20 protein-coding genes are annotated in these 25,444 nt (G+C 72.5%); 11 read left to right on the forward strand and 9 right to left on the reverse strand.

The window, feature by feature from the left end; genetic code table 11:
* Positions 1 to 243 precede the first annotated feature (243 nt).
* The gene (locus tag ACFPZN_RS03140) at positions 244 to 3,336 is read right to left on the reverse strand and encodes an NACHT domain-containing protein (protein ID WP_378279914.1); all 3,093 of its coding nucleotides are present in this window, start codon (positions 3,334 to 3,336) and stop codon (positions 244 to 246) included.
* 203 nt (positions 3,337 to 3,539) lie between these two features.
* Here ACFPZN_RS03140 and ACFPZN_RS03145 point away from each other — a divergent pair, with 203 nt between their 5' ends.
* From ACFPZN_RS03145 to ACFPZN_RS03160, 4 genes are read left to right on the forward strand one after another with little or no spacing between them, the layout of a single operon-like run.
* Positions 3,540 to 4,040, forward strand: a complete 501-nt coding sequence (locus ACFPZN_RS03145) for a hypothetical protein (protein ID WP_378279916.1) — start codon at positions 3,540 to 3,542, stop codon at positions 4,038 to 4,040.
* The gene (locus ACFPZN_RS03150; RefSeq protein WP_378279918.1) at positions 4,037 to 5,518 is read left to right on the forward strand and encodes a PrsW family intramembrane metalloprotease; all 1,482 of its coding nucleotides are present in this window, start codon (positions 4,037 to 4,039) and stop codon (positions 5,516 to 5,518) included. Before ACFPZN_RS03145 ends, ACFPZN_RS03150 begins: the two co-directional genes overlap by 4 nt.
* Positions 5,515 to 6,783 (forward strand): hypothetical protein, encoded by a 1,269-nt coding sequence (locus tag ACFPZN_RS03155; protein ID WP_378279920.1) that lies wholly within the window; start codon positions 5,515 to 5,517, stop codon positions 6,781 to 6,783. Before ACFPZN_RS03150 ends, ACFPZN_RS03155 begins: the two co-directional genes overlap by 4 nt.
* The gene (locus ACFPZN_RS03160) at positions 6,780 to 7,328 is read left to right on the forward strand and encodes a hypothetical protein (protein WP_378279922.1); all 549 of its coding nucleotides are present in this window, start codon (positions 6,780 to 6,782) and stop codon (positions 7,326 to 7,328) included. Before ACFPZN_RS03155 ends, ACFPZN_RS03160 begins: the two co-directional genes overlap by 4 nt.
* A 24-nt stretch (positions 7,329 to 7,352) precedes the next feature.
* Here ACFPZN_RS03160 and ACFPZN_RS03165 read toward each other — a convergent pair whose 3' ends face one another.
* Together ACFPZN_RS03165 and ACFPZN_RS03170 are read right to left on the reverse strand one after the other, a co-directional pair.
* Entirely contained in the window at positions 7,353 to 8,231 is an 879-nt protein-coding gene (locus tag ACFPZN_RS03165) for a septum formation family protein (protein ID WP_378279924.1), read from the reverse strand.
* Between the two features lie 73 nt (positions 8,232 to 8,304).
* Positions 8,305 to 8,949 carry a TetR/AcrR family transcriptional regulator gene (locus tag ACFPZN_RS03170; RefSeq protein WP_378279925.1) on the reverse strand — a complete coding sequence of 215 codons (645 nt, stop codon included), beginning with the start codon at positions 8,947 to 8,949 and terminating at the stop codon, positions 8,305 to 8,307.
* Between the two features lie 162 nt (positions 8,950 to 9,111).
* Here ACFPZN_RS03170 and ACFPZN_RS03175 point away from each other — a divergent pair, with 162 nt between their 5' ends.
* From ACFPZN_RS03175 to ACFPZN_RS03205, 7 genes are all read left to right on the forward strand, one after another.
* Positions 9,112 to 10,749 (forward strand): ABC transporter substrate-binding protein, encoded by a 1,638-nt coding sequence (locus tag ACFPZN_RS03175; RefSeq protein ID WP_378279927.1) that lies wholly within the window; start codon positions 9,112 to 9,114, stop codon positions 10,747 to 10,749.
* A gap of 6 nt (positions 10,750 to 10,755) precedes the next feature.
* Positions 10,756 to 11,703, forward strand: coding sequence for an ABC transporter permease (locus ACFPZN_RS03180; RefSeq protein WP_378279929.1), 948 nt, complete (start codon positions 10,756 to 10,758; stop codon positions 11,701 to 11,703).
* Positions 11,693 to 13,615 carry a dipeptide/oligopeptide/nickel ABC transporter permease/ATP-binding protein gene (locus tag ACFPZN_RS03185; RefSeq protein ID WP_378279931.1) on the forward strand — a complete coding sequence of 641 codons (1,923 nt, stop codon included), beginning with the start codon at positions 11,693 to 11,695 and terminating at the stop codon, positions 13,613 to 13,615. Before ACFPZN_RS03180 ends, ACFPZN_RS03185 begins: the two co-directional genes overlap by 11 nt.
* Entirely contained in the window at positions 13,605 to 14,588 is a 984-nt protein-coding gene (locus tag ACFPZN_RS03190; protein WP_378279932.1) for an ABC transporter ATP-binding protein, read from the forward strand. Before ACFPZN_RS03185 ends, ACFPZN_RS03190 begins: the two co-directional genes overlap by 11 nt.
* Before the next feature lie 90 nt (positions 14,589 to 14,678).
* On the forward strand, positions 14,679 to 15,167 hold the full coding sequence (locus ACFPZN_RS03195) for a hypothetical protein (protein WP_378279934.1): 489 nt from the start codon (positions 14,679 to 14,681) through the stop codon (positions 15,165 to 15,167).
* Between the two features lie 144 nt (positions 15,168 to 15,311).
* Positions 15,312 to 16,142 carry a hypothetical protein gene (locus ACFPZN_RS03200; protein WP_378279936.1) on the forward strand — a complete coding sequence of 277 codons (831 nt, stop codon included), beginning with the start codon at positions 15,312 to 15,314 and terminating at the stop codon, positions 16,140 to 16,142.
* Between the two features lie 360 nt (positions 16,143 to 16,502).
* On the forward strand, positions 16,503 to 17,258 hold the full coding sequence (locus tag ACFPZN_RS03205) for a hypothetical protein (RefSeq protein WP_378279938.1): 756 nt from the start codon (positions 16,503 to 16,505) through the stop codon (positions 17,256 to 17,258).
* Between the two features lie 6 nt (positions 17,259 to 17,264).
* Here ACFPZN_RS03205 and ACFPZN_RS03210 read toward each other — a convergent pair whose 3' ends face one another.
* The 6 genes from ACFPZN_RS03210 to ACFPZN_RS03235 form a co-directional block, all read right to left on the reverse strand.
* Positions 17,265 to 17,987 (reverse strand): NPCBM/NEW2 domain-containing protein, encoded by a 723-nt coding sequence (locus tag ACFPZN_RS03210; RefSeq protein ID WP_378279939.1) that lies wholly within the window; start codon positions 17,985 to 17,987, stop codon positions 17,265 to 17,267.
* A gap of 337 nt (positions 17,988 to 18,324) precedes the next feature.
* Positions 18,325 to 18,972, reverse strand: a complete 648-nt coding sequence (locus ACFPZN_RS03215; protein WP_378279941.1) for an RES family NAD+ phosphorylase — start codon at positions 18,970 to 18,972, stop codon at positions 18,325 to 18,327.
* Entirely contained in the window at positions 18,972 to 19,664 is a 693-nt protein-coding gene (locus ACFPZN_RS03220; protein ID WP_378279943.1) for a hypothetical protein, read from the reverse strand. The genes ACFPZN_RS03215 and ACFPZN_RS03220 overlap by 1 nt, the downstream gene beginning before the upstream one ends.
* A gap of 7 nt (positions 19,665 to 19,671) precedes the next feature.
* Complete coding sequence (locus ACFPZN_RS03225; RefSeq protein ID WP_378279944.1) at positions 19,672 to 23,298, reverse strand: CHAT domain-containing protein; 3,627 nt, start codon at positions 23,296 to 23,298, stop codon at positions 19,672 to 19,674.
* An 86-nt stretch (positions 23,299 to 23,384) separates the two neighbouring features.
* On the reverse strand, positions 23,385 to 24,410 hold the full coding sequence (locus tag ACFPZN_RS03230; protein ID WP_378279946.1) for a hypothetical protein: 1,026 nt from the start codon (positions 24,408 to 24,410) through the stop codon (positions 23,385 to 23,387).
* A complete protein-coding gene (locus tag ACFPZN_RS03235) occupies positions 24,407 to 25,255 on the reverse strand; it encodes a hypothetical protein (protein ID WP_378279948.1) in 849 nt (282 codons plus the stop codon). The genes ACFPZN_RS03230 and ACFPZN_RS03235 overlap by 4 nt, the downstream gene beginning before the upstream one ends.
* Between the last annotated feature and the right edge of the window lie 189 nt (positions 25,256 to 25,444).

Below are 25,444 nucleotides of genomic sequence, written 5' to 3' on the forward strand. Positions count from 1 at the left end.
CGGATCCTGAAACGCGAGAGCGAGGACAGAAGATCAGATGGTGGCCGCAGACCACATCATCGTTCCGGCCCGCCGGCAGGACATGGTCGGGGTCCGCATGAGCCGCATCGCGCCGCGCTTCCGCCGAAGGGAACCGCGACGCCGGGCACAGGAGTTCGTGGCCGCCATCAAGCCCGGTCCCGCACCAGCCATGACCGGCGACAAGCCCCGACCCGGACATGAAGATCACGATCTGCGGCTGGACTACTGGTCCGGCCCTTGCTCGCGGATCCGCGCGGCCAACCGCCCTCGGGTGCGGCTGAGTCCCTCCGCGTCCACATCGGGCCGCCCGCTCAGTTCCCCCAGAAGCCGCTGGAGGACAAGCCTTTGCTGTCGGTCCTCGATACTGGGAAGGGCCCAGTCATCGACGAGTGTCAGGACCTCCGCGCCCGGCAGGACGGCGAGATCCTTCCCGAACCGCCCCAAGAGGATGTCGCCGTAGCGCCGTCCCTGCACGGAGGAAGAAATGAATGCGCGCTCGTAGGCCCGGACCATCCTTTCGGGGTCAGCGGGAGTACCCAAAAGCACGTCCAGCAGCTCGGCGACCGGAATCGCCGCCAGGTCACCCCGAGATATCGTGGTGAAGGCGTCGCCATCGACATGTCTGATGTACGGCGCCAGCATGACGAGCAGATCGACCGAATCCAGATCACCTTTGAATGCCACTTTAGCGATCACACCACTGTTGCTGAAGTATTCAATAAGCGCATCGTGATCACGCTCGTACAGAGTGTCGAAGTCCGGCCACAGGGCACTGAGGTGGACATAGTCGACTTCCTCCCTGTCTACTTGCAGCTCCCTGACGCCGTTGTGCGCAGGATAGCTCGCTCGCAGCACTTCGGTGAGCGAGTTCCATTCCTGGACCTCGTACTGCGAATACCAGAAGCGGCCGAATCCGTGCCATTTGTTGATTGCGGAGTTCGCGTCTTCGGTGGCGAAGAGGTCGGCGCCCCGGAGGGGGCGGCCTGCGACCAGGACGCTGAGGAGCAGCAGGTTGGCGCTGTAGACGGCGTAGCGGCGGGGCGCGACGGCGTGGGCGGGCCGGTAGGCGTCGTAGGCGCTGCTCGTGCGAGTCTCGAGGGAGCCCGCGAACATCTCGCAGAGGTGGCGTAGGAGTACGTCGCGTTTGTCGGTGGGGATGCGGCGCCGGATGCCGTGTTCCACGAACGCCGTCACGTTGGTGCGGGTCGTGAGGGCGGCGAAGGAGAGCAGGGCGTGCAGAAATGCGTCGTCGGGCCGGGTCGGGCGGTTGCGGGATTCGGCGAGGGCGAGTTCTTCGGCGAAGTCGGCCAGTTCGCGGCTGATGAGACGGGCGACGAGGTATTCGCCGAAGGTGGCGTGCAGGAACTCGTAGGTCTTGAGGCGTTCGTCGTCCCGGAGGGCCTGGGCGCGGTGCACGAAGAAGAAGCCGCCGATGACCTCCTCGGCAGCGGTCAGCGGGCGGCGGAAGCCCGCGGACTCCCGGGATGGCCGCGATGATGCGGGAACGAGCGTTCCCAGATCATCGTCCAGGTCTTCCTCAATGACCCACTGGCGGCCGCGGTTGAACATGGCGAATGCGGTCACCGACAGATTGAAGAGTTCCCGTTCGGCGGCGCGGGAGAGGTCGGGGCTGGAGATGCCCGGCTGGGATTTGAGGACCTCGCGTTCGGTGAAGGTGAAGAGGAGCCGTTCGTAGAGTTCGGTCTCGTTCAGGCGGTCGGCGAGGTCCAGGGCGTTGGCGTCGGCGTCGTAGAGGGCGAGCATCAACAGCAGCAGTGGTTGGCCCGCCAGGTCGGGGACGGCACGGACGTGCTCAGGTGAGAGGGGCTGGAGGTCGCGGCGCGCGAAGTAGCGCTGGTTGGCGGTGTTCCAGACCCTGATCCAGCCGTCGATCTGCTCGTCGTCGAATGGCTCCAGCCGCAGCACGGGTGTCTCCGGCGGCACCCGGGCCCGGTCTGCGACCGCGGTGCGGCTGGTGACGATGACCGCGAGGGGCCTGCCGCGTTCGGCCTGGCGGCGCTGGAACGCGACGATCCTCTCCAGGTAGTCGGTCTGGCTGACGCCGGTCGCCTGGAGCAGTTCGTCGAAGCCGTCCAGGATGACGACGGGGAGCGCGCCGCGGGCCTCGTGCACCAGGTCGGGCCAGGACATCGGCTCGTCGAGGGCGTCCCGGACGGCGTGCTCGATCTGGGCGAGCAGGTCGCTGTCAGCGGGGACGGTGCGGAGTTCGACGCGCAGCGGCAGGAAGTCGCCGGCCGGGAGCCGGGCGGCGAGCATCTTGGTGAGGACGGACTTGCCCGCGCCGGGCTGGCCGAGGACGAGCAGCGGCGCCCAGGTGGCCTGCGGCAGCGTGAGGTGGCCGAACAGGAACTCGTTGAGGTCGTCGCGGCGGGGCAGGTCGTTCCAGTCGGTCTCGTCCGCGGGGCTCCGGTCGCGGCCGGGCGGCAGGATCCGGTAGCCGGGGTTGAAGTAGGCGAGGCCGAGGCGGGGGATGGTCATGTCCGCGGGCACGTCGTCGGCGGAGATGATGGTGCGGTCGAGGGCGGCGCGGTTGTCCATGATGAGCGCGGCAAGGCGGTCGCGAGGGGTGCGCCCGGACGCGATGCGGGTGAGGTGTTCCTCCAGGCCGGACAGCCCTTCGCGGAGGTCATGGACGGCCTCGCGGGTGGCCTGGTGCTCGCTGAGGTCGATCCAGGCCCCGACCTCGGGGAAGTCGGCGACGAGCTGCCGGAAGTGCTCCTCGTAGCGGCGGCGGGCGAGCAAGGGGAGCGTCTCGCGCAGATCGAGAAGAAGGTGTTCGCGCTCGGTGTCGTCCCAGCGATCCCAGATCGCAAGCCCGCGAAGAAGCATGATCAGGTCGATGGAGAAACGCGCGTAGCGGTCGTCGAGTTCGGCGAGCAGGGTCTCGTGCGGCGACTGCGGGGACGGGAGGGGGAGGTCGGCGGCGATGAGCTGTTCCACCCAGTGGCCTACGGGGTCGCGGCCGACCATCAGTTCGCGGTCCTCGCGGGTGAGCGTGTTCGCGACGCGCAGGTTCAGTTCGCCGAGGGCCTCGAAGTAGGCGGTGACGACGATGACGCCGTGGGCTGCCGCCAGCCGGTCGGTGCGGTCGTATCTCCCCAGGCCCCTGGCCTTGTCGCGCAGGCTCCTGATCAGGGAGTCGGCGAGTTTGGACGCCTCCAGCCGGGCGTCCAGGAGGTCGAAGGCGCCCATGCCGAGCAGCGCTGCCGCGGACACCTTGTCGAGCAGGCCGGACAGCGCGCTCTCGCCGCCGAGCAGGATGACCGCCTGGCGGTAGTTGTACGTCCGGCGCACCAAGGCTCCAATCGCGAGGGGATTCCCGCGCGCGATGCTACGGAGCCTCGCGGCCGCGTACCGGGTCTTTCTACTCGTTCGGCCCGGTGCGGTCAGGACCGTCGTCGGGACCCGTCCCGGGGCCGCGCCGCTAGTTTCCGCTCAGACGAAACCGGGGCAGCGGGGCGTACCGCGGAATTCTGAGGTTCGGAATGGACGAGGCCTTGAGCGCTTCCGATGGCCGGCAGCGGAATCCGCTGTGGCGGCCGATGCTCGCCGTCGGCGTCCTCGGCGCGATGGCCCTCGGTGTCGCCGGGGTGTTCTTCGTGCGGGCCGGTCCGTTCGCCCCGGCGGCCGACCGGCCCGTGAAGGTCGTGGTGCGGAGCTATTTCCCGGCGCCGCTCTGGCGGGCTCCGACGGTGGAGGGGCCCCCGAAGAGGGTCTTCGAGTATCTGGACGCCCGGCCCGCCGCGATTCTCGATGTCAAGGACGTCGAATTCGGCGACCGCACCTTCCGAGCGTCCTGGTACGACGGGCTGGGCGGCGAATGGGGCTCCGTGGTCGGCAAGCGGAAGGCCGACTTCACGCGGCCGATCCCCATCGACCCGGACTTGATCGTCCCGACCGGAAAGATGACGTTCGTGTTCGGCACCTGGGACCCCGGCCGGAAGCGCTTCGCACGGATCTACGCGCGCACCGACATCCAGGTGGTGAACGTCCGATGACGGGGGCGCACGGGACGATCGAAACGCCCGTCCGGGTGCCGTCCGCGGGTGTTCTCGCGGTCGGGCACCGCCGGTTGCTCGGCGGGCTGGCCATCGCAGCCGTCCCGGTGCTCTACCTGCTGAGCGTCACGTGGTACCAGGCGGTCGTCTACGACGACGAACTGGCGTACACCTATGTGACCTGGTCGGTTCCGTTGCTCGGCGTGGGCGCGGCCGGCGTCGTGTCGCTGGTGGCGCTGACGCTCGTCCGGCCCGTCCGGTGGCGGCGCCGCGGGCAGGTGCTCGTCGCGGCCGTCCTCGCGGTGTTCCTGCCGGCGTGGTTCACGGTGCTGCACTGGGGACGCGGCGACGAGACCTGGGCCACCGCGCTCATCTGCGTCCCGACCACGCTGTTCTGCGTCGTCATGTGCCGCCGGGTGGAGCGGAGCCGGCGGCTGCCCTGGGCCCTGGTCGCGGTCGCGTTCGTGTGGGGGATGTGCGTCGCGATCGAATGCGCCCGGATGACGACGATGGTGGTGAGCGACGCGCTGACCGGCCTCGTGACGCCGGGCCGTCCCTTCGTGTTCGTCCAGGCCCTGGCCACCGGGCTGAACGAGGAGGCCGTCAAGGCGGCCGGGGTGCTGGCGGTCCTGTTCGTCTTCCGGCACCGCGTCAACGGCGCGCTCGGCGGGCTGGCGATCGGGTCCGTCGTGGGAGCGGGGTTCCAGTTCACCGAGTCGGCCGCCTACATGCTGGCGGATGAAACCGACGTGACGATCTACCAGTACTGGGTGCGGCAGTACGTCGCGCTTCTCTCCTCGCACACCGTTTACACCGGTATCGCGGGCGCGGCGCTCGGCCTGGCGTTCCAGCAGCGGGGGGTCTGGCGCACGGCGGTCTGCGCACTGAGCGGCTACGTCGCCGCGGTCGTGGCCCACGCGATATGGAACATCGCCGGATCGACCGGCCTCTTCTGGCAACCCGAAGGGGCGACGACGCTCGTGTACGTCGCGATGCCGTTGAACTCGCTGATCTACCACGGGCCCTACTTCGTGCTGCTCGCCGTGCTGGGCATCGCCGCGCTGCGGTTCGAGGTGCGCGGGCTGATGGCCGAACTGCGGAACGAGGCCCGCACCGGCCTGGGCGCGATCCTGCCGGACGAGGTGGACGTACTCGCCCGCGCCAGCGCGCGCTTCCGCACGAGGTGGCGCCTGTACCGGCGGCGCGACTACGCCCGCTACCGCCACGTCCGAAGGCTCCACGCGGCACAGATCGACCTGGCCTTCGCGCGCTGGCACCGCGCACGCGGCGACTTCGGCGTGGACCGTGACCTCGAAGACCGGCTGCGTCACCGCGTCCACCGAATCAGGCGGAACGAACCCCTGGCCCGCCTCGATCCGGGACAGGACGCGTGGCGGCCCGAGCCGTCGTCCGGGCCGGAACCCGAGGCCGAGGCGACGCCCTCGGGATCCGCCGTCGGCGAGGGGCACCTGTCATGACGACGACGCCGATCCTCATCGTCCTCGCCGCGCCGGAACGCGACTGCGGCAGCGACATCAACGACATCGCCGCGTGCACGGGCACGGTGCCGCTCGTGGGCATCGCGCTGCTGGGCGCGGGGGTGCTGGTGACGTTCGTGCTGCTCCCGGTCGTGATGCTCACCACCTCGGTCATTCCCTTCCTGGGTTCGTGGTTCGAGCGGGTCGCGCTCGGGCTCGGGCCGGCGACCGCCGTCCCGGAGACTGCCGCCGGGCCGCCGCAGAGCGCGCCGTCGGACGTCCCGGCGCCCGGGGAGCTTCCGCCGTCGGACGCGCCGCAACCCGGCGTGCCCACCGAGCCCCAGATCGCGCCCGACGGGGTCCCGCCGCCCGGCGTCCCGGCGACCCCCGGTTCCCGGCCGGGGGTGGACGCCCCCGCCGATGCCCCCGCCGACGCGCCCGCCGACGCGCCCGCGGAGCACGGGCCGAACGTGGTGGACGAGACGCAGGGCAACGACGTGCCCGAACGGTTCGACGAAGGCTTCGAGCCGGACGACGAGCCGTTCCTCGACCCCGCCGCTCTGACCCCGGAGCAGAACGCCGCACGCGACCTGCTCGCCCAGCTGTCCCTGTACGCCGGGAACGTCAAGCCCCGCGCGGACATCGTCGCGGACTTCCTCGCGACCCTCCCGGAGGATCCCGGACCCGATCGTGTCGCCGTCGCGCGGAGGCTCGCCGACCTGGCGGCGGGCGCCGTCCAGGACCTCCCCGCCGTGGTGGAGAGGCTGATCCGCAAGGTCCTCGCCAACGGCGAGATCGCCCTGGACGAGGTGGGCAAGGCCGGGCTCATCGACAAGGCGACCCGTGCGATGACGGCCGTGAACGCTCTGGTGATCGAGCACAACAGGGTCAAGGACGCGACCGAGCAGTCGAGCGACCCGCGCGAGATCGCGGCAGCGGGGAAGAAACTGGCCGCGGCGGCGAAGCAGGCGCAGAGCAAGCTGAACGATTTCGTGGCGAACGCGTTCAGCCGGCTCGGTGACGCGGCACTGCGCGACGCCCGCGCCAAGGGCCGCATCGACGTCGCGCGGCACACGGTCTACGGAAACCAGGACCTCGGCTTTCTCGTGCTCGTCTCGGTCGTCACCGAGTGGTTCCTCAGGCGCTCGCGGATCAGGGAGATCCGGGAGCAGTGGAGAAAGGACGAGCGCCCCGGAAACGGCGGCGACGACCCGAAGGACGATGACGATGACGGCGGGCCCCGGAAGAAGGGCAAGGATCGGTGACCAGGTTCGAGGCCGTGCGCGTCCTGTTCCCGGACTCGCCTCTCCCGCCCGAATGGGGGTGGCCCCGGAAGGCGCTGCTCGCGTGCGCGGTCGCGTTGACGATCGCGCTGCTCACGGCGGCGGCGGTCGTGATGTTCGAGAAGCCCGCCGCGGGGGCGTCACCCGACCCGGTGACGAGCGCCGAACGCTTTCTCCGCCACGTCGGGCACCGGCAGTATCAGGACGCCTGCACGATGGCCGTCGACTTCGACCATCCGGATCGTCCGCTCGAAAGACCCTCGCCGGACTACACGACGTGCATGGGGAACCTGATCTGGCTCGGCAGCGCGCATTGGTCGCGCACCGACCTGCGGAACGCGAGAGGCGCCATGGTTCGCCGCGTGCGGAACGACGGCGACGGATTCGTGACGGTGGGCGTGGAGGACGTCCACCCGAAGCTGCCGCCGATCGGGGGCGCGAACGGAAAAGGCCCCGTGGCGCACGACATTCTCCTCGGGCTCCAGCGGACCGGCGGCCGGTGGTACGTGATCTGGCCGCCGCCGTGACGGAACCGGACGGGAACGTCCCGGTCAGCGTCCGCGCAGTGAGCCGGTCACCGGTTTCTTGGTGACGGCATAGCACGTCGCCGTCGTCTCTCCTTCCGCCCATTCCTCGGGCAGGGGAGACAGCCCGCTCGGGCGCACGCCTGACCTGCCGCGGCCCACGTGGGCGTCGACCGCCTTCTTGCAGTGGTCGAGGGCGCGCGAGGTCATTTCCTCGAGGTCCGGCGGCTGGTCGGTGGGGCGCCCGAGCACGAGCACGCCCGGGACGGCCTCGCTCCGATGCGGCCGGTCGCACGGGACGATACGCGGCGGGCCGTCGTCCAGAGGCTCGCCGACCAGGCATTTCTGGAAGGACCCGAGACCACCCGCGAGCGCCCCGGCGAGACTGCCCGTCCGGCGGCGCGGACGGCCGTCCGGCCCCTCCTCGGACACCAGGCAGGCGAACCAGCGGGCGCCGTCCTTGCCGCGCGAGGGTCCGGCCGTCGCGGCCTGCAGTCGGCTGGCGTTCGCGTCCGGGCTTTTCAGATAGGTCGGCAGGGCGGCGTGGCAGGCGCGGCGCATCTCCGTCCGGACATAGTCGCCGACGACCCTGTCCGGGAGGCGCTGCGCGAGCATCACCTCGTAGTCGTGCGGACGGGAACAGTCGCCCCACCCCTTCGCGCCCGCCTGCGGATCGAAGCATTCGCCGGCCTGGAACGGCGCCCCAGGCGCGGCGGATGACATGGCGGTCGCCGGAGTCGTGGCCGGTTTCGCGGACGCGCCGCTCGCCGTCGGGCCGTCGGCGCCTCCGGACGAGCAGCCCCCGGCCAACGCCATGACCAGAGCCGTCGCCGTGACGTGGTGAACCGCCGCGGGCCTGCCGGGCGCCCGGCGCCCGAATGCCTGGCGCGCCTGCCGAATCGTCATGCGCCGGACTCTGTCATCGTCCGTCCGGGACGGGTCCCCGGACGGACGACATCGGGGCGGTCTCCTTCTTCACCTACGCGTCGTCGGGTTCGCGGTCGGTGAGGAGTTGGGCGCGGGTGCCGGCGAAGAAGGCCACGAGGATGTCCACGCACTCCTCCAGGTCGGGGTAGCGGCCGTCCAGGTGGCCCAGGGCCATGGACTCGGTGAGGGCGGTGACGCCGTCGGCGACCATTTCCAGGCTGCGGCGCTGGCGGTCGGTGGCGGCGGGGAGGCCGGCGGCGACCAGGTCTTCGACGAGGCGGGCGCGGGTTTCGGCGGCGCGGGCACGGGCGGCCTCGCCCAGCGGGGAGTTGCGGTCGAGGCGGGTCCGGACGCTGAGGCGGAAGAACTCCGGGTGGCCGCACATCGCCTCCAGCGGGACCCGGAACGCCTCGCGGAGCCGTTCGGCGCTGTGCGGTTCCGCGGTGGAGCGTCGGCGGGCCTCCCGGACGACCGGGCCGACCCGGCGGCCGGCCTCCTCGGCGAGCGCCTCCAGCAGGTCGTGCATGTTGCGGAAGTGCACGTAGAAGGTGGACTGGGCGATGCCGGCGTTGCGGCAGACGCTGCCGGTCGACAGGCCCGCCTCGCCCTCGGTGTCGAGGATGCGCAGCGCGGAGGCGAGCAGCCGGCGCCGGGTGAGGTCCTTGGCCTCGCGCCGGCTCAGCGACACATCAGGCATCGGGCCTCCCGGAGCCTTCGCCGATAGGTCTGGCGGTGAAGCGTTCCATCGTGTGCAGCATATCGATGATCTTTCGTCAAGCGTTGCTTTTCATTTGACCGATAGTACTATCGGTGAATCTCGTGACCTGGATCACTGTCCGGTGCTGAGGAGGGTCCGCACGTGGCACACACGATGGACGGGCGAGGACGCCGGCGTCCCGTCCTGGCACTGGTGGCGGGTGCGGCGCTGGCCGCGGCGGCGTGCTCGGGCGGGGGGACGGCCCCGGCCTCGGGCCCCGGTCCCGAGGGCAGTCCGGTCCCGGGCGGGCGGCTGGTCTACGGGCTGGGCGCCGACGCCAACGGCTTCAACCCGACCAAGGACTCCTTCGCCGCCCAGACCTACGCCATGGGCGGGACGATCATCGAGTCGCTGGCCACCGTCGACGCCTCCGGCGCCTGGCGGCCGCACCTGGCCGAGTCGATCACGCCCGCGGAGAACGGCGCCCAGTGGACGATCAAGATCCGCGAGGGGATCGCGTTCTCCACCGGCGAGCCGCTGACCGCCGAGGTCGTCAAGGCCAACCTGGACGCGCAGAAGGCGTCCCCGCTGACCGCCGCCGTCCTGGCCCCGGTGCGCGGCATCGAGGTCCTGGACGGCGGCACCGTGCAGGTGCATCTCAGCCAGCCGTGGGGCAGCTTCCCCTACGTCCTCGTCGACCAGGTCGGGATGATCATTCCGAGGACGGCGCTGGCGAACCCGGCGGAGGCCAGCCGGCGGCCGGTCGGCACGGGGCCGTTCGTGTTCCAGAGCCACACGCCCGACAACCGCTTCGTCGTGCGGAAGAACCCCAAGTACTGGCGCAAGGGCCTGCCCTATCTCGACCAGATCGAGTTCCGGATCCTGCCCGACTTCCAGACCCGGGCGCAGACGCTGGAGTCGGGCGGGCTGACGGCGATGGCGACGCAGCGCGACAACGACATCGTCAAGTTCGGGAAGCTCGCCCAGCAGGGCCGGTACCGGATGTACCAGGCGACCGGGATGTCGGTGCCCGAGCTGGCGTTCATGCTCAACACCGCCGCCGCCCCGCTGGACGATCTGCGCGTCCGCAGGGCGCTGGCGCACGCCACCGACCGGCAGGCGTTCGTCAAGACGCTGCGGTCCGGGCTGACCAAGCCCGCCGACGGCCCCTGGTCGCCCGATTCCAGGTGGTACGTCCCCGGCGGCTACCCCGCGTTCGATCTGAACCGGGCGAAGGCGCTGGTGGCCGAGTACGAGAAGGAGAAGGGCCCGGTCCGGTTCGAGCTGCTGAGCGTGCCCGACCAGTCGTCGATGCAGAACGCCGAACTCGTCCAGGACATGTGGGGCAAGGCGGGTGTGGAGGTCACGATCCGGCAGGCCGAGCAGGCCGACCTCATCCAGCGGGCCCTCACCGGCAACTACGGCGCGGTCGTCTGGACGCAGTTCACCGGCGCCGATCCCGACCGCGAGTACTCCTGGCTGCACTCCCGCTTCGTCCAGCCGTCCGGCGGGCTGTCGATCAACATGAGCCGGATCAGGGACGCGCAGCTGAGCGCGGCGCTGGACTCCGGTCGGCGCAGCTCCGACGAGGCCGCGCGCAAGCAGGCGTACGCCACCGTGCAGCGGCGGCTGCGCGAGCAGCTCCCGTTCATCTGGGTCGACCACCTCACCACCAGCGCCGTCATCACCAAGGCGAACGTGAAGGGCCTCGGGCGTTCCACGTTGCCGGACGGCTCGGTCGGGAAGGCGCTCACCGGCTCGGCCACGCACAAGTTCGACCAGATCTGGATCGGCGGGTAGGCGCGGATGGCCTGGGTGGTGCTGCGGCGGGGCGCGCAACTGGTGTTCGTGCTGCTCGCGGTGACCGTGCTCGCGTTCTGGATGATCACGCTGCTGCCCGGCGACCCCGCGATGCAGATCCTGGGGTACGGCGGGGACGAGGCGGCGCTGGAGCGGGTGCGCCGCGAGCTGGGCCTGGACGACCCGTTCTGGAGCCGGTACGCCGCCTGGCTGGCGGGCGCGGTGACCGGCGACCTGGGCACCTCGTACATCACCAGCGTCCCGGTGGGCGAGTCGCTGGCGCAACGGATGCCGGTGACGCTGGAGCTGCTGCTGCTCTCCCAGGTCATCTCGCTGGGGCTGGCGGTGCCCGCCGGGCTGGCCGCCGCGCGCCGTCCGGGCGGGCCGCTGGACCGGCTGCTGAGCACGGCGGCCTTCGGGCTGCTGTCCACGCCGGTGTTCGTGTCCGGGGTGGTGCTGATCATGCTGTTCGCGGTGCGGTGGCCGCTGCTGCCCGCGACCGGGCACACCCCGTTCGGGGTGTCGCCGGGCGGGAACCTGCGGTCGATGCTGCTGCCCGCGGTGACGCTCGCCGCCGGGCAGCTGGCGGTGTACGCGCGGGTGCTGCGCTCGGACCTGGTCGCGACGCTGCGGGAGGACTACATCACGCTGGCCCGCGCCCGGGGCCTGTCACCGCGCCGGATCCTGTGGCGGCACGCGCTGCGCCCCTCGGCGATCTCGCTGGTCACCGTGGTCGGGCTGAACCTGGGGGCGCTGATCGGAGGCGCGGTCATCATCGAGACGCTGTTCGGGCTGCCGGGCGTGGGGCGGCTCATCGTGGAGGGCATCCTGTCCCGCGACTACCTGGTCGTGCAGGGCGGGGTGCTGGTGGTCGCCGTCGGCTACGTGCTGGTCAACTTCGCCATCGACGTGGTGTACGGCGTCCTGGACCCGAGGATCCGCCATGCGTCCTGACCGGGGGAGGTTCGGCTGGGGGTTCCGGCTGGCGGCGCTGTGGCTGGTGCTCGTGGCGGGCGCGGCCCTGGCCGCCGACCTGCTGCCCCTGCCGCACTACGACGCCACGCTCGCCGGGGAGCCGAACGCGGGGCCGAGCCCGTCCCACCCGTTCGGCACCGACGCGCTCGGCCGCGACATGCTCAGCCGTGTCGTGCACGGCGCCCGCGTCTCGCTGGGCGTCGGACTGGGCGCGGTCGCGCTCGGGCTGCTCATCGGCGGCCCGCTGGGGCTGCTCGCCGGGTACCGGCGCGGGCTGGCCGACCGGGTCATCATGACCGCCAACGACATCCTGCTGGCCTTCCCCGCGCTGGTGTTCGCGCTGGCGGTGGTGGCGTTCGCCGGGGCCGGGGTGCGGAACGTGCTGATCGTCCTGGGGCTGCTCGGGGCGCCCGCCTGGGTGCGGCTGATCCGCGGCGCCACCCTCACCTTCGCCCAGCGCGAGTTCGTGACCGCGGCACGCGCGCTCGGCGCCCGCGGCGGGACGGTGATGCGGCGCGAGATCGCCCCGAACGTGGCGCCGCCCGCCGCCTCGTACGCGTTCGTCATCATGGCCGTGGTCGTGGTGGCCGAGGGCAGCCTGGCGTTCCTGGGCCTGTCGGTGCGGCCGCCGACGCCCACGTGGGGCGGGATGATCAACGAGGGGCGGAGCACGCTGGACACGAGCGCGCACGTCGTGCTGGTGCCGTCCGTGGTGATGTTCCTGACCGTGCTGGCGTTCAACCTGGTCGGCGACCGGCTCCAGGAGGTCACCGGCCATCGGCGGAGCGGCCTGGAGCCGGTCCGGGCCGGGCGCCGGCCCGCGCGGTCCGCGCTGCGGGACGCGCCGGTGCAGGACGATCCCGTGCGGGACGGGCCGCCGCCGCTCCTGGAGGCGGTGGACGTGCGCACCGCCTTCCCCACGCCGCGCGGCCTGGTGCGGGCGGTCGACGGGGTGTCGTTCACCCTCGAACGCGGCCGGACGCTCGCGATCGTCGGCGAGTCCGGCAGTGGCAAGTCGATGCTCATCCGCTCCGTCCTGGGGCTGCTCCCGGACGCGGGCGTCGAGCGCTCCGGACGCGTCCGCCTGGCGGGCCGGGACCTGGACGGCGCCGACCCCGAGGAGATGCGGACCGTCCTCGGCACCCGCATGGCGACCGTGTTCCAGGACCCGATGACCGCGCTCAACCCCGTGCGCTCCATCGGCGCCCAGGTCACCGAGCCGCTCCGCGTCCACCTCGGGATGGGACGCGGGGAGGCGCGGGCCAGGGCCGAGGAACTGCTCGCCTCGGTCGGCATCCCGGAGCCGCGCCGTGTCCTGCGCGGCCACCCGCACCAGCTGTCGGGCGGGATGCGGCAGCGGATCACCATCGCGATGGCGCTGTCGTGCGACCCGGAGGTGCTGTTCGCCGACGAGCCCACCACCGCGCTGGACGTCACCGTGCAGAAGCAGATCATGGCGCTGCTGCACCGGCAGCGCGACGAGCGGGACATGGCGATGGTCCTGGTCAGCCATGACCTGGCCGTGGTCGCCGACCGCGCCGACGACGTGATCGTCATGTACGCGGGCCGGGTGGTCGAGCGCGGCCCGGCCGCCGCCGTCCTCGGCGCGCCCCGGATGCGCTACACCGAGGCGCTGCTGCGCGCCGCACCCGACCTGGCCGCGCCCGCTCACACCCGGCTGGAGGTCATCGACGGACGGCCGCCCGATCTGGCCGCGCCGCCGTCCGGGTGCCGGTTCCATCCGCGCTGCCCGTTCGCCCGGGACCGCTGCGCGGCCGAGGAGCCGCCCCTGGCCTCGGACGGCACGACCGGCCGCGCCTACGCCTGCTGGTACCCGGCGGACGAACCGCGCACAGCCCAGATGGAAGGGAGCGTCCCGCATGGCGGGTAGCGGCACCGCGCATCTGCGCGACGGCGACGAGGTCCTGCGCGTGGAGGATCTGACGGTGCGGTTCCCGGCGGGACGGCGCCGCACCGTGCACGCGGTCTCAGGCATCAGCTTCGACGTGGCGCGCGGGGAGACGCTGGGGATCGTCGGCGAGTCCGGCTGCGGGAAGTCCTCGGCGGCCCGCGCCGTCATGCAGATGCCTCGCCCCGTCGCGGGGTCGGTGCGGCTGAACGGCCTGGAGCTGACCGGCCTGCGCGGTGAGGCGTTGCGCCGCACCCGCCGCCGGCTCCAGATGATCTTCCAGGATCCGATCTCCTCGCTGAACCCGCGCCGCAGCGTCCGCGACATCGTCGCCGAGGGCCCCCGCGTCTGGGGCTCGCGGGACGGCGTCGACGAGGTCCTCGAAGCGGTCGGCCTCGACCCCGCCACCGCCGCCGGGCGCCGTCCCCACGAGTTCTCCGGCGGCCAGTGCCAGCGCATCAGCATCGCCCGCGCCCTGGCCCTGGAACCCGAGGTCCTCATCTGCGACGAGCCGGTGTCGGCGCTGGACGTGTCCGTCCAGGCGCAGATCCTCAACCTGCTGGAGGACCTCAAGGCCCGCTTCGGCCTCACGCTCGTCTTCATCGCCCACGACCTGGCCGTCATCAAGAACGTCAGCGACCGCGTCCTGGTCATGTACCTGGGCAAGACGTGCGAGCTGGCCCCCGGCGAGACCCTCGTCGAACGGCCCGCGCACCCGTACACGCGGGCGCTGCTCTCCTCCGTCCCGCGCGGCCCGCTCCGGCTCACCGCCGAGGAGGAGGAGCGGGCGGGCGGGGAGCCGCCCTCGCCCGTCGACCCGCCGAGCGGCTGCCGCTTCCGCACCCGCTGCCCCCGCGCCGACGCCCGCTGCGCCGCTGAGGAACCCGCCATGCGCCCGCTGGCCCCGGGCCACTGGATCGCCTGCCACCACCCCGCCGTCCCGCCGGTCGCCTAACGGTCGGAAGCGGGGCGTCATGCGGTCGCCCGCGGTGGTTCCGCACCGTGCCGCCTTAGCGTGAAAGGTGATCGGCGGAAGAAGGCGGCCATGAGCGATCACCATTCCGAACCCGCCCTGCGCGCAGCGCGGGCCTCGTCATTGCGCCGGGAACTCAGAATGCTCTGCCGGGGAAGGGGCGTGTACGCCTCCGATCTCACGGCACGCCTGGGGCCATTGCTGAAAGAGCATCTGGGAAATGCCCGCGGCGACCACGGATCGCGGGCCCGGCTCATCGCGATGCTGACCCCGCAGATCGAGGCCCTGCCCCAGGATCTGGCCCTGGTCGCCCGGGTGGCGCTCGGGCTGCACGAGGGGACGCGGCAGCGCTTCCTGCGCGACCGGCTGGACTGGCTCGCCGGGCGGATGGCCAGGGACGCCAGGACGGTCCGGCGGCGGCTGGACGAGTCCCTCGACCTGCTCGCCGAGACCATCGAGCACGGCCCCGCGACCGCGCCGCCCCCGCACGGCGCCCCCCGGACGGGTGCGCGGCCCCGCTGCCTGAGCGGCGCCGCCCACCGGCCGCCCCGGCGCCACTGAGGCATTCCACCCGCACGCCTTTCCTTTAATTTTCACCATTCTCCTCGGACCATTCCATGACCCGAGAAAGATGCCTGGAATATTCGGTGGCGGGTCGATCAGAACAGGAAACTGAGATCACCAGAGCACAGAAAGGCTTGTCCGATGAGCCGCACCACCGACGACGACCCCCCGGACGACCTGGAGGCCCTCCGCCGCAGAGCCGCCGACGCAGCCGCCTCGGGCCGGGACGACGAGCGCGTCCGGGCCCTGGCCGACCTGGCGGGGGCCCTGTGGAGGAGCTCCCCCGACGACGACCTCCAGGCCCGCCGCCCCTACCTCGACGAGGCCATCGAGGCGCTGGCGACCGCCCGCCAGGTGCAGGCGACCACGGACCCGGCCCCCGGCGCCGCGTGGAGCGCGGAGGTCACCTTCCGTCTCGCCGCCCTGCTGACCCTGCGCAACATGGCGGACGGCGATCCCACCGAGCAGAACACGATCCTCGCCCTGCTGCGCGAGGTCGTCTCCGGCGAGGCCCTCCCGGCCGACCGCGCCGAGACCGCACGCCTGCTGCTCGGCATCGTGCTCGTCCAGGGCATCCTCCTCCCGTTCCGGGCCGCCGGCCCCGCCGACCTGCTGAAGATCGCCATGCACGTGGTGGCCACCGGGCCCCAGGACTTCCAGGAGGCGGTCGAGCTTCTCGGCCGCGTCGAGGAGGAACGGCTCCCGGAGAACATCAAGCCCCTGCCCCTCCTGCTGAAGCTGCTGCTCATGTACTGCCGGGCATTGTCGGAGGGCCGCGCCGGCCGCATCAACCTCTTCCAGATCGCGACCTTGATGAAGACCGCCCGGTCCTTCTTCGACGAGCTGTCCGGCGGGCGGGACGCTCCCCCGATGCTCAGGCGCATGGCGGACGACATGCGCGCCGGCGCCGGCGAGGCGATCGAAGTCCTGGAGGAGGCGCGGGAGACGCCGTCGGCGAGCGCTCGGTCCTGATCCTGCACGAGCCGGGGATCGCGTACCTCGTCCACGGCCACCGGAACGCGCCGTCCGACGAGGGGCCTGTCCAGTTGCTGTCCTTGTTCTCGCCTTACCCGGCGGGGCGCGGCGGAGCATCGTCGGACGCATCGAGATCCGATGCACGCCGATGCACGAGGAGGACGCCATGCGACTCGGCCCGCCCGACGGGGAGAGCGAAGAGCCACGCGACAACGGCTGATGGCCTGGGGCGCGGCGGGGGTCACTGGGGCGCCCCCGCCGCGCCCCTTTCCGGGGCGGGGCGGCCCCCGGTCGCCGCCTGGGCGGATCGTGGGCGTGCCCTCGGCGGCGGGCAGGAACGCGCTCACCATGAAGGGCATGACCGACCTACTTCGCAGGATCGGCCGCGATCTGCGCGACCGGCGCCATGTCGAGGCCTACGTGGTGGCGTTCACCGCGCTCGTCATCGCCGCCGTGTCCCCGCTGACGGACCTGATCGGCGACGATCTGCGCTGGACGGTGTCGATCACCGGGATCGGGCTGCTGGTCTACCGGATCACCATCCCGGACGACCGCGCGGCCGTCCCCGGGCAGCCGTTCGACGACCGCACCGCCTTCGAGCAGGACTCCCTCGAAGCGCTGCTCCGCCGCACCAAGGAGCTGTGGCTGTTCGCCCCCTCGGGTGCGCACGTGCTGACCGCGGCGCGCTGCGACACCCTCAGGCGGCACGTGCTCGGCAGGGCCGACGGGATCGTGCGGGTCGTCGTCCTGGACCCCGAGCACACCGAGGCGATCGCGCTGGCCACGTGCCAGCTCACCGACTCGGTGGACTTCCCCGGGCAGCGCTTCCCCCGCTCCCTGGCCGCCAGCCTGGAACGGCTGAGGACGATGGGCCGCTGGAGCTGCCCCGGCCGGTTCGCCTACCGGCTGCTCCCCTACAACCCCGGGTTCAGCCTCATCGCGCTGGACCCGTCCTCGCCCGACGGGAAGGTGATCGTGGAGTTCCACGGCGCCCGCAACGAGTCCAGCCACGGCCGCATGCACATCACCCTCGGACCGCGCGACGGCGGCCGCTGGTACGGGTACTGGCTCGGCCAGTTCGAGCACATCTGGCGCACCTCGCGCGACCCCTGACCGCGGTCACTGCGACACGCGCGGGTCGCCCCAGGCCAGGTCGGGCAGCAGGTTCGACCGGCCGCCCGCCGCGCGGGCCCCGGCCATCGCCGGGTCGTCGGTCGTGCCGGGACGGAACGCCTCCAGCCGCAGCCGCAGCACCCCGGTGACATCGATCGAGATCTTCTTCGGGTGGCCGGTCGACACCTTCGTGCCGGGCTGGTGGCGCCCGTCCAGCGTGACCTGGAACAGCCCGACCTGCTCCTCCTCGGCCCGGTCGTTGACCCCGATCATGGCCTCGAACTTCTTGTACCTGCCGCCGAGGTAGTAGACCTCGACGCCCTTGCCGTCGTCGTTGCAGAACAGGCTGCACTCGTGCCGCAGGCTGCGCGGGTAGTCGACGCCGCCCATGGTGACCGGCTCGGGGTCGACGTCGCTGCTGTCGTCGACCGGCTCCATGTCGACGAGCCAGTCCGCGACGGGGGTGGGCGAGGGCGTGGCGGTGGCCGTGGGCGGCGGCACGGAGGGCGGGGTCGCCGGGGTCGCCGGGGTGGCCGGAGCCGGCGTGGCCGGGGTGGCCGGGTCCCGGCCGAGCAGCCAGACGGGCCCCTTGTCCCTGGGGAACAGCCATGCGCCCAGGGTCACCAGCACCGCCAAGGCCGTCAGCACCAGCATCAGATCGATCCTCCGGCGGCGGCGCCTGTCGCGCCGGCTCGCGCTCCCCTGCTCGTCCTTGTCAAAGGAGACCATCGACTTACCTCGTTCTTTCGCTGCGACCGTCCGGGCGCGAGAGGGCATGGCGGGCCGCGGTCAAGGGATTCCGGCCGCCCGGCATGCTGAAGAGGCTGGTGAGCACGGCTCACCCGCGAAATGTACGGATCAACGGATCCGTGATCCGTCCCGCCCCGATCCACGTCAGAGATCTGTCTCGGAGGCCCTGACCACGCATCCTCCGATACCCGAAATTATGACACAAGAAGGATAGCGGGCACTACATTTTCGACCCATTCGAACAATTCCAAGATCCGACCCGAAAAACGGAATTCTCCACATATTCCATGAATGCCATGGAATTCATGGAGCGGCGTCAGTCGGGCGCGACGATCACCCGGTAGGGGCTCAGGAGGGTGTTCAGGAGGTCGATCCCCGCGGGCTTGCCGAGCGGCTCCGGTGCGCCCACGGGTCTCAGCGGCGCGGCGCCGTCCCCGCAGCGGTCGCCGAAGAAGATCAGAGTGCGGTGCGGGAAGTCCCGGCTCGACTCCCAGATGATCCCCTGGGCGTCGACGCGCTGCTCCCGCAGCCAGTGCCCCCAGTACCGGGTCTGCGGATACTCGGAGGAGTGGATGAGCCAGCGGTCCTGCGCGACCGCGGCGAGGTCGACGGCGCTGAGCAGCGAGATGAGCCGGAGGTCGGCGAGGGTCTCGACCTCGGACAGCATGAGGTCCTGCACCGCGGCCCGCGGGAGGATGTGGAAGCCGCGCTGATCGCGGTGGACGTCCCGCAGGAGGGTCTCGGCCAGCGCGGTCGTCTTGCTGGTGCCCGCGTAGTAGTAGGGGTACGGGTGCTCTTCGGTCGCGTCGAAGCGCCCGCCTCCGAAGTGGGAGTGGACCCGGCGCGTGTTGAAGCCGGTGGCGGTGCGGCGCACGCTGTGGCAGCGGTAGAGGCGTGTGCCCGCCCTCAGCACGTGGACGTTGGGCGTCCCGTCGTAGTCGGCGGGCGGCTCCTGGGCGACCATCAGCCGGCGTCCTCGATGACGGCGGCCGCGGCGGCCAGGATGTACTCGTCCGGGACCTGCCCCAGGAGCCGGAACGGCGCCTCGTCGAGGCGGGCGTTGAGGTCGAGCCACCAGCTCGCCACGCCCCACGGGTCGCCGCCCGCTCCGAGCATCGCGTTGACCCGCAGCACCACGGGACGCGGCGCCCCGTCGTCCCCGAACTGGAAGGCGGGCAGGAGCGGGACGCCCGCCGGGTCCGGCAGCTTGATCAGGTCCGCGGCGGCGGGGTCCTGGCCGCGCTCGCGCACCTCCCGTTCCGTCAGCGTGGGGTTCCGCAGGAGCCGGGCCTTCACCTCGCGCAGCACGGCCTCCACGTCGAAGCGCCCGGTGCCGGACGTGGACTCGGCCAGTTCGGCGAAGAGGACGTCGAGGTCCGCCCACAGTTCTTCGTCCCCGGCCAGGGCGGTGGCCCGCATCATGGGGTCGCCCTGGGCGAGCGCCCGCCGCACCGGATGGCCCGCAGGCAGCACCTCGCCGAGGAGCATCATGAGTTCGAGGACCACGTCGAGCCGGTCGTCGGGGTCGGCGTCGCGGTACCGGCCGATCAGCTCCAGCACGCGGGCCCGCGCCGCGCCGTCCAGCCTGCCTGCGACGTCCGGCCAGTGGTCGCGGAGCGCGCGCAGCGCCTCTCCGAAGGGTGTCGGTGACGGCACCGTCCTCCTACCTTCCCCGCCCCTGCAGGGCGAACGAGCCCCAGGAGGCGATGTCGGCGAGTCCTTCGTCCGAGACCCGGTCGGTGAGCAGCGCCGACATCGGGGACGGCGGCCGCCGCCGGGGGTCGAGCATCCACAGCTGCGCGAGCCGCAGCGCGTCGGCCGGCGCGCGGCCCTCGCGCAGGTGGTGGTGATACATGAACGCCAGCAGCGCGGCGCGGCTGTCGCGCACGGCCCAGCGGGCGCCGAGCACGGTCACCGCGCCGCCGGCCACGAACGCGGTGGCGGGGGTCAGCGCCTCGTCGTGGTCGACCTCGGTGTGGTCGGAGGAGCAGGCGCAGAGGATGACCATGCCGCCGCCCGCCCCGGTCCCGCTCCGCCGCGCCTGGCGCAGGACGTCGGAGACTTCGAGCCGCTCGCCGCCGGCCAGTTCGAGGTAGGAGCGGGCGGCGGGACGCATCGCCAGGGCGTGGCAACCGAACTGGATCAGGGACGCGGGCGCCCGCTCCGGGCGCTCGGCGGCGGCGCCGGGCAGCCACCGCAGAACCTCCTCCGCCGTACCCGCGCCCTCGGCCGAACCGCGGGGGCGTCCGTACCGGAGCGACCCGGGGTAGTAGTGGCGCCGGAGGTCCTTGACCACGCTCGCGTTCCAGAAGAACTCGCCCGACGGGTTCGCGACGAAGACCGGGTTCCGATACGGGTCCACGGCCTCGCGGCCGGCCACGTCGATCAGCTGGCGGCCGGAGGCGCCGTAGGTGACGACCAGGTCGTGCAGGACGCGCCGGGAGCCGTCCGGGGCGAGCGCGGCGGCGTGCCAGGGCACCAGGCCCAGGACCCCGCAGGGCACCAGCGTGAGCCGCGGCTCCCGCTGCGCCAGGCTCCAGGAGAGGGCGTGCTCGACCAGCGGCCGGACCGCCTCCCCGGCCCAGTCGCACAGGCTCTCCAGCGCGGCGTCGCGTCTGGCGTTCGCCGGGCCGTCGTTGGGGTCGTCCGGGTCAAGGGCCGCTTCCGCCTCGACGAACTCCGCGAGCGGGCCGTCGCCCGAGGCGTCCAGGCGGGGCAGCTCGACCGACGACACCGTTCCGTTCGCGCGCACCACGAGCGCCCGCCCGGCCGTGCCGCCGGAGTCGCGGAGCAGGTAGGCGAGGGCGTCGGACCCCAGAGCCCGCACCGCCTGGGCGATGGCGACCGCCGACGGGGCCGTGCGCAGCCGTCCCGGCAACGTCTCCAGAGTCCGGGCGCGCAGATCGTCCGGCGGCTCCATGCCCAGGATCTCGCCGAACAGCTGCGTGGACGGGCCGTCCGCCGCCCGGAGGCCCGTGACCCCGCCGTCCCAGGGCGCCGCCGGAGACTTCGACTGCTCGGCCCGCCACCGCGCGGCGAGATCGGTCTCGCCCAGGCCGTCGAGGACCTCGGGCAGGTCCCGGCTCTCGGTCGCGGCGTGCAGGACGAGCCCGCGGCCGAGTTCGAGCGCGGCCACCGCGTCCTCGTGCCGCCCCTCGCCCAGGCACCAGCCGGCCATGGCCTGCGAGAGCTCCGCCGCGCCCCGGGCCACGGTCAGGGCCCCTTCAGAGGTGGTCTGGAGCAGGACGTCGTCGGCGTGGGCGCGCAGCGCCTCCATGCCGGCCTCGATCGCCCGGTCCGTGTCGGCCATGTCGCGGTAGAGCAGGGCCAGTCGTTGCAGGCACGCGGTCCTGGACGGATCGCCGGGACGGTCCGCCGACAACTCCCGTGAGCGTTCCAGGCGCGCGATGCCCGCGCCGAGATCCTGGGCGGCGCGCTCGTCGCCCTGGACGCGCCTCCGGTCGTACCGCAGCAGGAGCACGGTGCCCAGCGCCCACTGGAGGCGGGCGCCCGGGAGCTCGCTGCGGCGCGTGAGCCGGTCGTCCAGCGACAGTTCGAGGAGTTGGACGCCCCGGTCGAGCCGCGCGTCCGCGTCGGGGCCGTCGCCGGAGAGAACGGCCAGTGCCGCCAGCGCGCACCCGCCCCTGGCCAGCAGCCCGGACAGGTCGGCGGCGGGCGTGTCGACGACCTCGGCTCCGGCGAGCGGGGCCGCGGCGGTCTCCGCCTCCTCGGCCAGGATGCCGAGCCCCTCGCCGATCTCCTCCGGCGTGCCGCCGTTCAGCCGGGCGTGGACGATGAGGGTGACGCCCAGCGACGTGCGCACACGGGGGTGCCACGGATGGTCGGCGGGGATCAGCTCGGCGAGCGAACGCAGTTCCCCGCGCGCCGCGTCCAGTTCTCCGGCGTCGCCGGTCCGCCAGCCGTGCACCGCGCGGGCGTAGGTCCCCATGCCGAGCACGGCGGCCTCGGTCGTGGGGTCGAGCACCTCGCCGTTCGCCCGCGACTCCTTGAGGGCGCGCGTGATGATGTCGAAGTAGACGCCCGCCGCCGCCGAGTCCTGCAGCCCGCCCTCGCGGCCGTGCCGGTCGAAGAGCAGGCCCCCGAGCAGGCCGACGACGCTCGCCATGAGGGGGTCGTCGGGCGGGATCCGCTCCGCGGCCCGCCGCAGGTGCCCGATCGCGGCGGCCTCGTCGTCGCGGCTGCGGTCGCGCAGGGCGCGCAGGGCCATCGCCATGCCGGCGAGGAACCGGTCCCTGCCCTCGTCCCGGGGGTCGTCGCCTGGACGCTCCAGAACCCGTCCGCTCAGCCGGACCAGCTCGTCGATCCGGCCGTGGTCGAAGGTGTGCGCGGTGTGGGACACCGTCACCCCGGCCAGGGTGCGCAGGAGTTCGTCGTAGACGAGGTGGTCGTGCAGCAGGTGGTCGTCGTGCTCCAGTTTCTCCAGGGCGCCGGAGATGTGCTCCCACGCCGTCCCGAAGTCGGCGAACCGGCCGGTCAGGTAGGCGCGCCGTGCCAGCGTCTCGCCGAAGGCACCCGTCAGGTAGTCGCCGAGGGGGTGTCCGGCGAGCCCCTCGCGGGCCTGGCCGAGCGCGTCGAGCGCCGTCTCCAACCGCGCCGGGTCGGCCGCGCCGGGCGCGTTCCCTGCGGCGGTCAGGCCGACAAGCGCCCGCATGAGGTCGGGCAGTTTCAGCCCTTCGCCGGTCGTGAACGCCTTCCCGGTGGGCAGCCCGGCCGTCATCGCCTCCGACATGAGGCCGAGGGCGCGCTCCATGTCGGTGCCGCCGCCGTTCGACATCCCCCTGAAGATGAGGGCCGTCCCGAGCAGCCCCCTGGCGAGGGTGTGCATCTCCTCCGAGAGGAGGGCGTCCTCGGACGCGTTCGTCAGGTGGCAGATGCCCTCGTCGAGATCCGAGGCCGAGTCTGCGCCGGGCGGGCTCCAGCTGGTGAACAGGCGCATCGCCAGCTCGAAGGTGGGCGTCCCGGAGCGCAGCAGGCCCTCCGGCAGGACGCGGACGACGAGCAGCACCCCCAGGAGCAGCCGCACCAGCGCGTCCCGCTCGATGCGGGCGTCCGGGCCGGGACCCACGACGGCGCGGAGCCGCTCGACCGCCGTGTCGAGATCCGCCGGACCACCCCCGCGATCCAGATAGCGGATCAAGGCCGCCCGGGCCTCCCGCCAGGCCGGCCCGCCGACTTCGGCGGCGCCATCGGACTCCCCCATCGCGTCCCCCGTCATTCCCGCCCGCGCTCCCGCGGCCAGGGAAAGGCCGCCGGCCCGGATCGCCAGCATGCCCGGACGACTTTAGACAAACCAGATACGCACCATCAAGAATTCCAATAAAGACATGTCCCCGATGGAATACGAGATTCCATAAATCAAGATCGATGAGTGGAATCGAATGGTGCGTCCTCCCGGAGCCGGGACAGCAGGCGCTCGGCCTCCACCACCTGGCGGCTGCCCGGCGGGAAATAGCCGGCCTTGAGCCGGTGGGACTCCTCCGCCCAGCGCAGCGCCTCGGACGGCTCGCCCGCCCCGGCCTCGGCACGGGCCAGCAGCGACTCCGCCCAGCCCGGCTCCAGCGGCACCCGCGCCCACCGCGCCTTGGAGTGCACGTGCCGGATCTCCGGCACCGCCTCGGCCGCCCGCCCGAGCAGCACCAGCGCGTGGGCGTGCACCAGCTGCGCCCGCAGCGTCGAGATGTCGGCGACGCCGAACCTGATCCGCCGCCCGTCGGCCAGGGACCCGGCGATCTCCGCCGCCTCCCCCGCGAGCTCGGCCCGGCGGGCGGGGCCGGGGGCGCGCTCGGCCGCCCGTACCAGCGTCTGCGCCAGGACCGACCGGACGATCCAGGTGAACGGGTGCTGCTCGCCGTAATTGGCGATGCGGTGCGCGACCTCGTCCCTGAGCATGCGCAGCGCCTCGTCCAGGTCACCGTCCGCGTCCCGGTCGCGGACGGCCAGGGCCAGGTTCGCGTGCATCACCCGGGTCCGGTAGTGGTCCACGCCCAGGGCCTCGCGGCGCTGCTCCCACTGGCGGCGGTAGGACTCGACCCCCGCCTCCAGGTCCTCGCTCCGCCCGCGCCGCCTGCGGTAGCGCGCCCGGAAGGCACGGGCGGACATCAGCGTGGGATCGTCGGACGGCAGCGCCGCGGACGCGCGCCACCACAGGGCCTCCCACACCTCCACCGACTCGGTGAGCGGGCGCGCGCGGCTCTTCATCTCCTCCAGCCCGCACTCCACGAGCAGCGCGATCCGGTTGGACGCGCCAAGGAGCTCTGCGGCCCGGGCCAGCAGCCGCTCCAGATCCCTGAGGTCCCCGGACGTCTCCGCCCTGTGCATCGCGACCTCGTACCGTGCCGCCAGGTCCGCCTCGGCGTCGGCCAGCGCCGTCGGTCCGGTCATGATTCGTCCTTGTCCATGCGCCGGTACAGGTCGCCCACGATCGGGCCCAGCCTCGTGGCCACGCGCTCGCGCTCGTCCGGGCCGAGGTGCGGCCACATGTACTCGATCTCGCCCAGCGACTCCCTGGCGTTGCGCACCAGCTCGTCGGCGTAGTCCGAGTGCCCGATCGCCAGGAGCCGCATCAGGTCGTCGTGCACGGCGTTCAGCACCGCCTGCGCCGAGGCGCCCTCGAAGCCCGCCGCCACCCGCACGACCTCCGCCAGGAAGACCCTGGCGTCGGCGGACGAGGCGCGCCCGCCGGAGATGACGCACAGGTCCTGCACCGCCGTCGGCGGCGGCAGGTGCCCGGCCGACCGCGCCAGCCGCGGGTTGCGCGCCGTCCAGTCGGCCAGGACGCGCACCAGCGTCTCGGCGGCGAACCTCCGGGACGGCGCCGCCCCGTCCTCCAGCGCGGCCAGCCAGCCGTCGCGGTGCGGCCGGTGGCTCCACACCTTCGTCTCGGCGAGCACGTGGCGGACGGCGTCGCGCACGGCGAACGTCGAGCCCATCTCGGCGGCCAGCAGCGACGCCAGCGACTGCTGGGCGTTCGGGCCGAAGGTGGCGTACAGCGTGCCCTCGCCCTGGTGGCCGGTCCGGCGCTTCAGCTCGTCGCGCCCGATCCGGACCGCGGCGAAGTCGGTGCCGCCGTCCATCTCGGCCAGGTGCCGGACGACCGCCCGGCAGAACTGCGGACGCGGCTTGGGCCGTTCACCGTCCGGCGGGGCGTTGAGGGACCGCGTCCCGAACGCCGACTCCGTCCACAATGACGTGGGCGTCCGCCGCAATTCTGTCAACAGATCGAGCATCGGGTGCGTTCCCATCGATCGCTCGCCGATCGTCCCCCTGACGATTTTCCGGCGGACCCATGCTCACATCCCCCCACATAAGCGTCACCCGGATCCCCCGAATGTCACCCGCAAGCCCTCCCCACCCTTACCCCCCAGAAAGGCTCCCTTGCCGTCATGGCACCGCCGGCGCGCGCCGGAACCCGCGGG

This window comes from Actinomadura rugatobispora (genome assembly GCF_042656285.1).
GTDB lineage: Bacteria > Actinomycetota > Actinomycetes > Streptosporangiales > Streptosporangiaceae > Spirillospora > Spirillospora rugatobispora.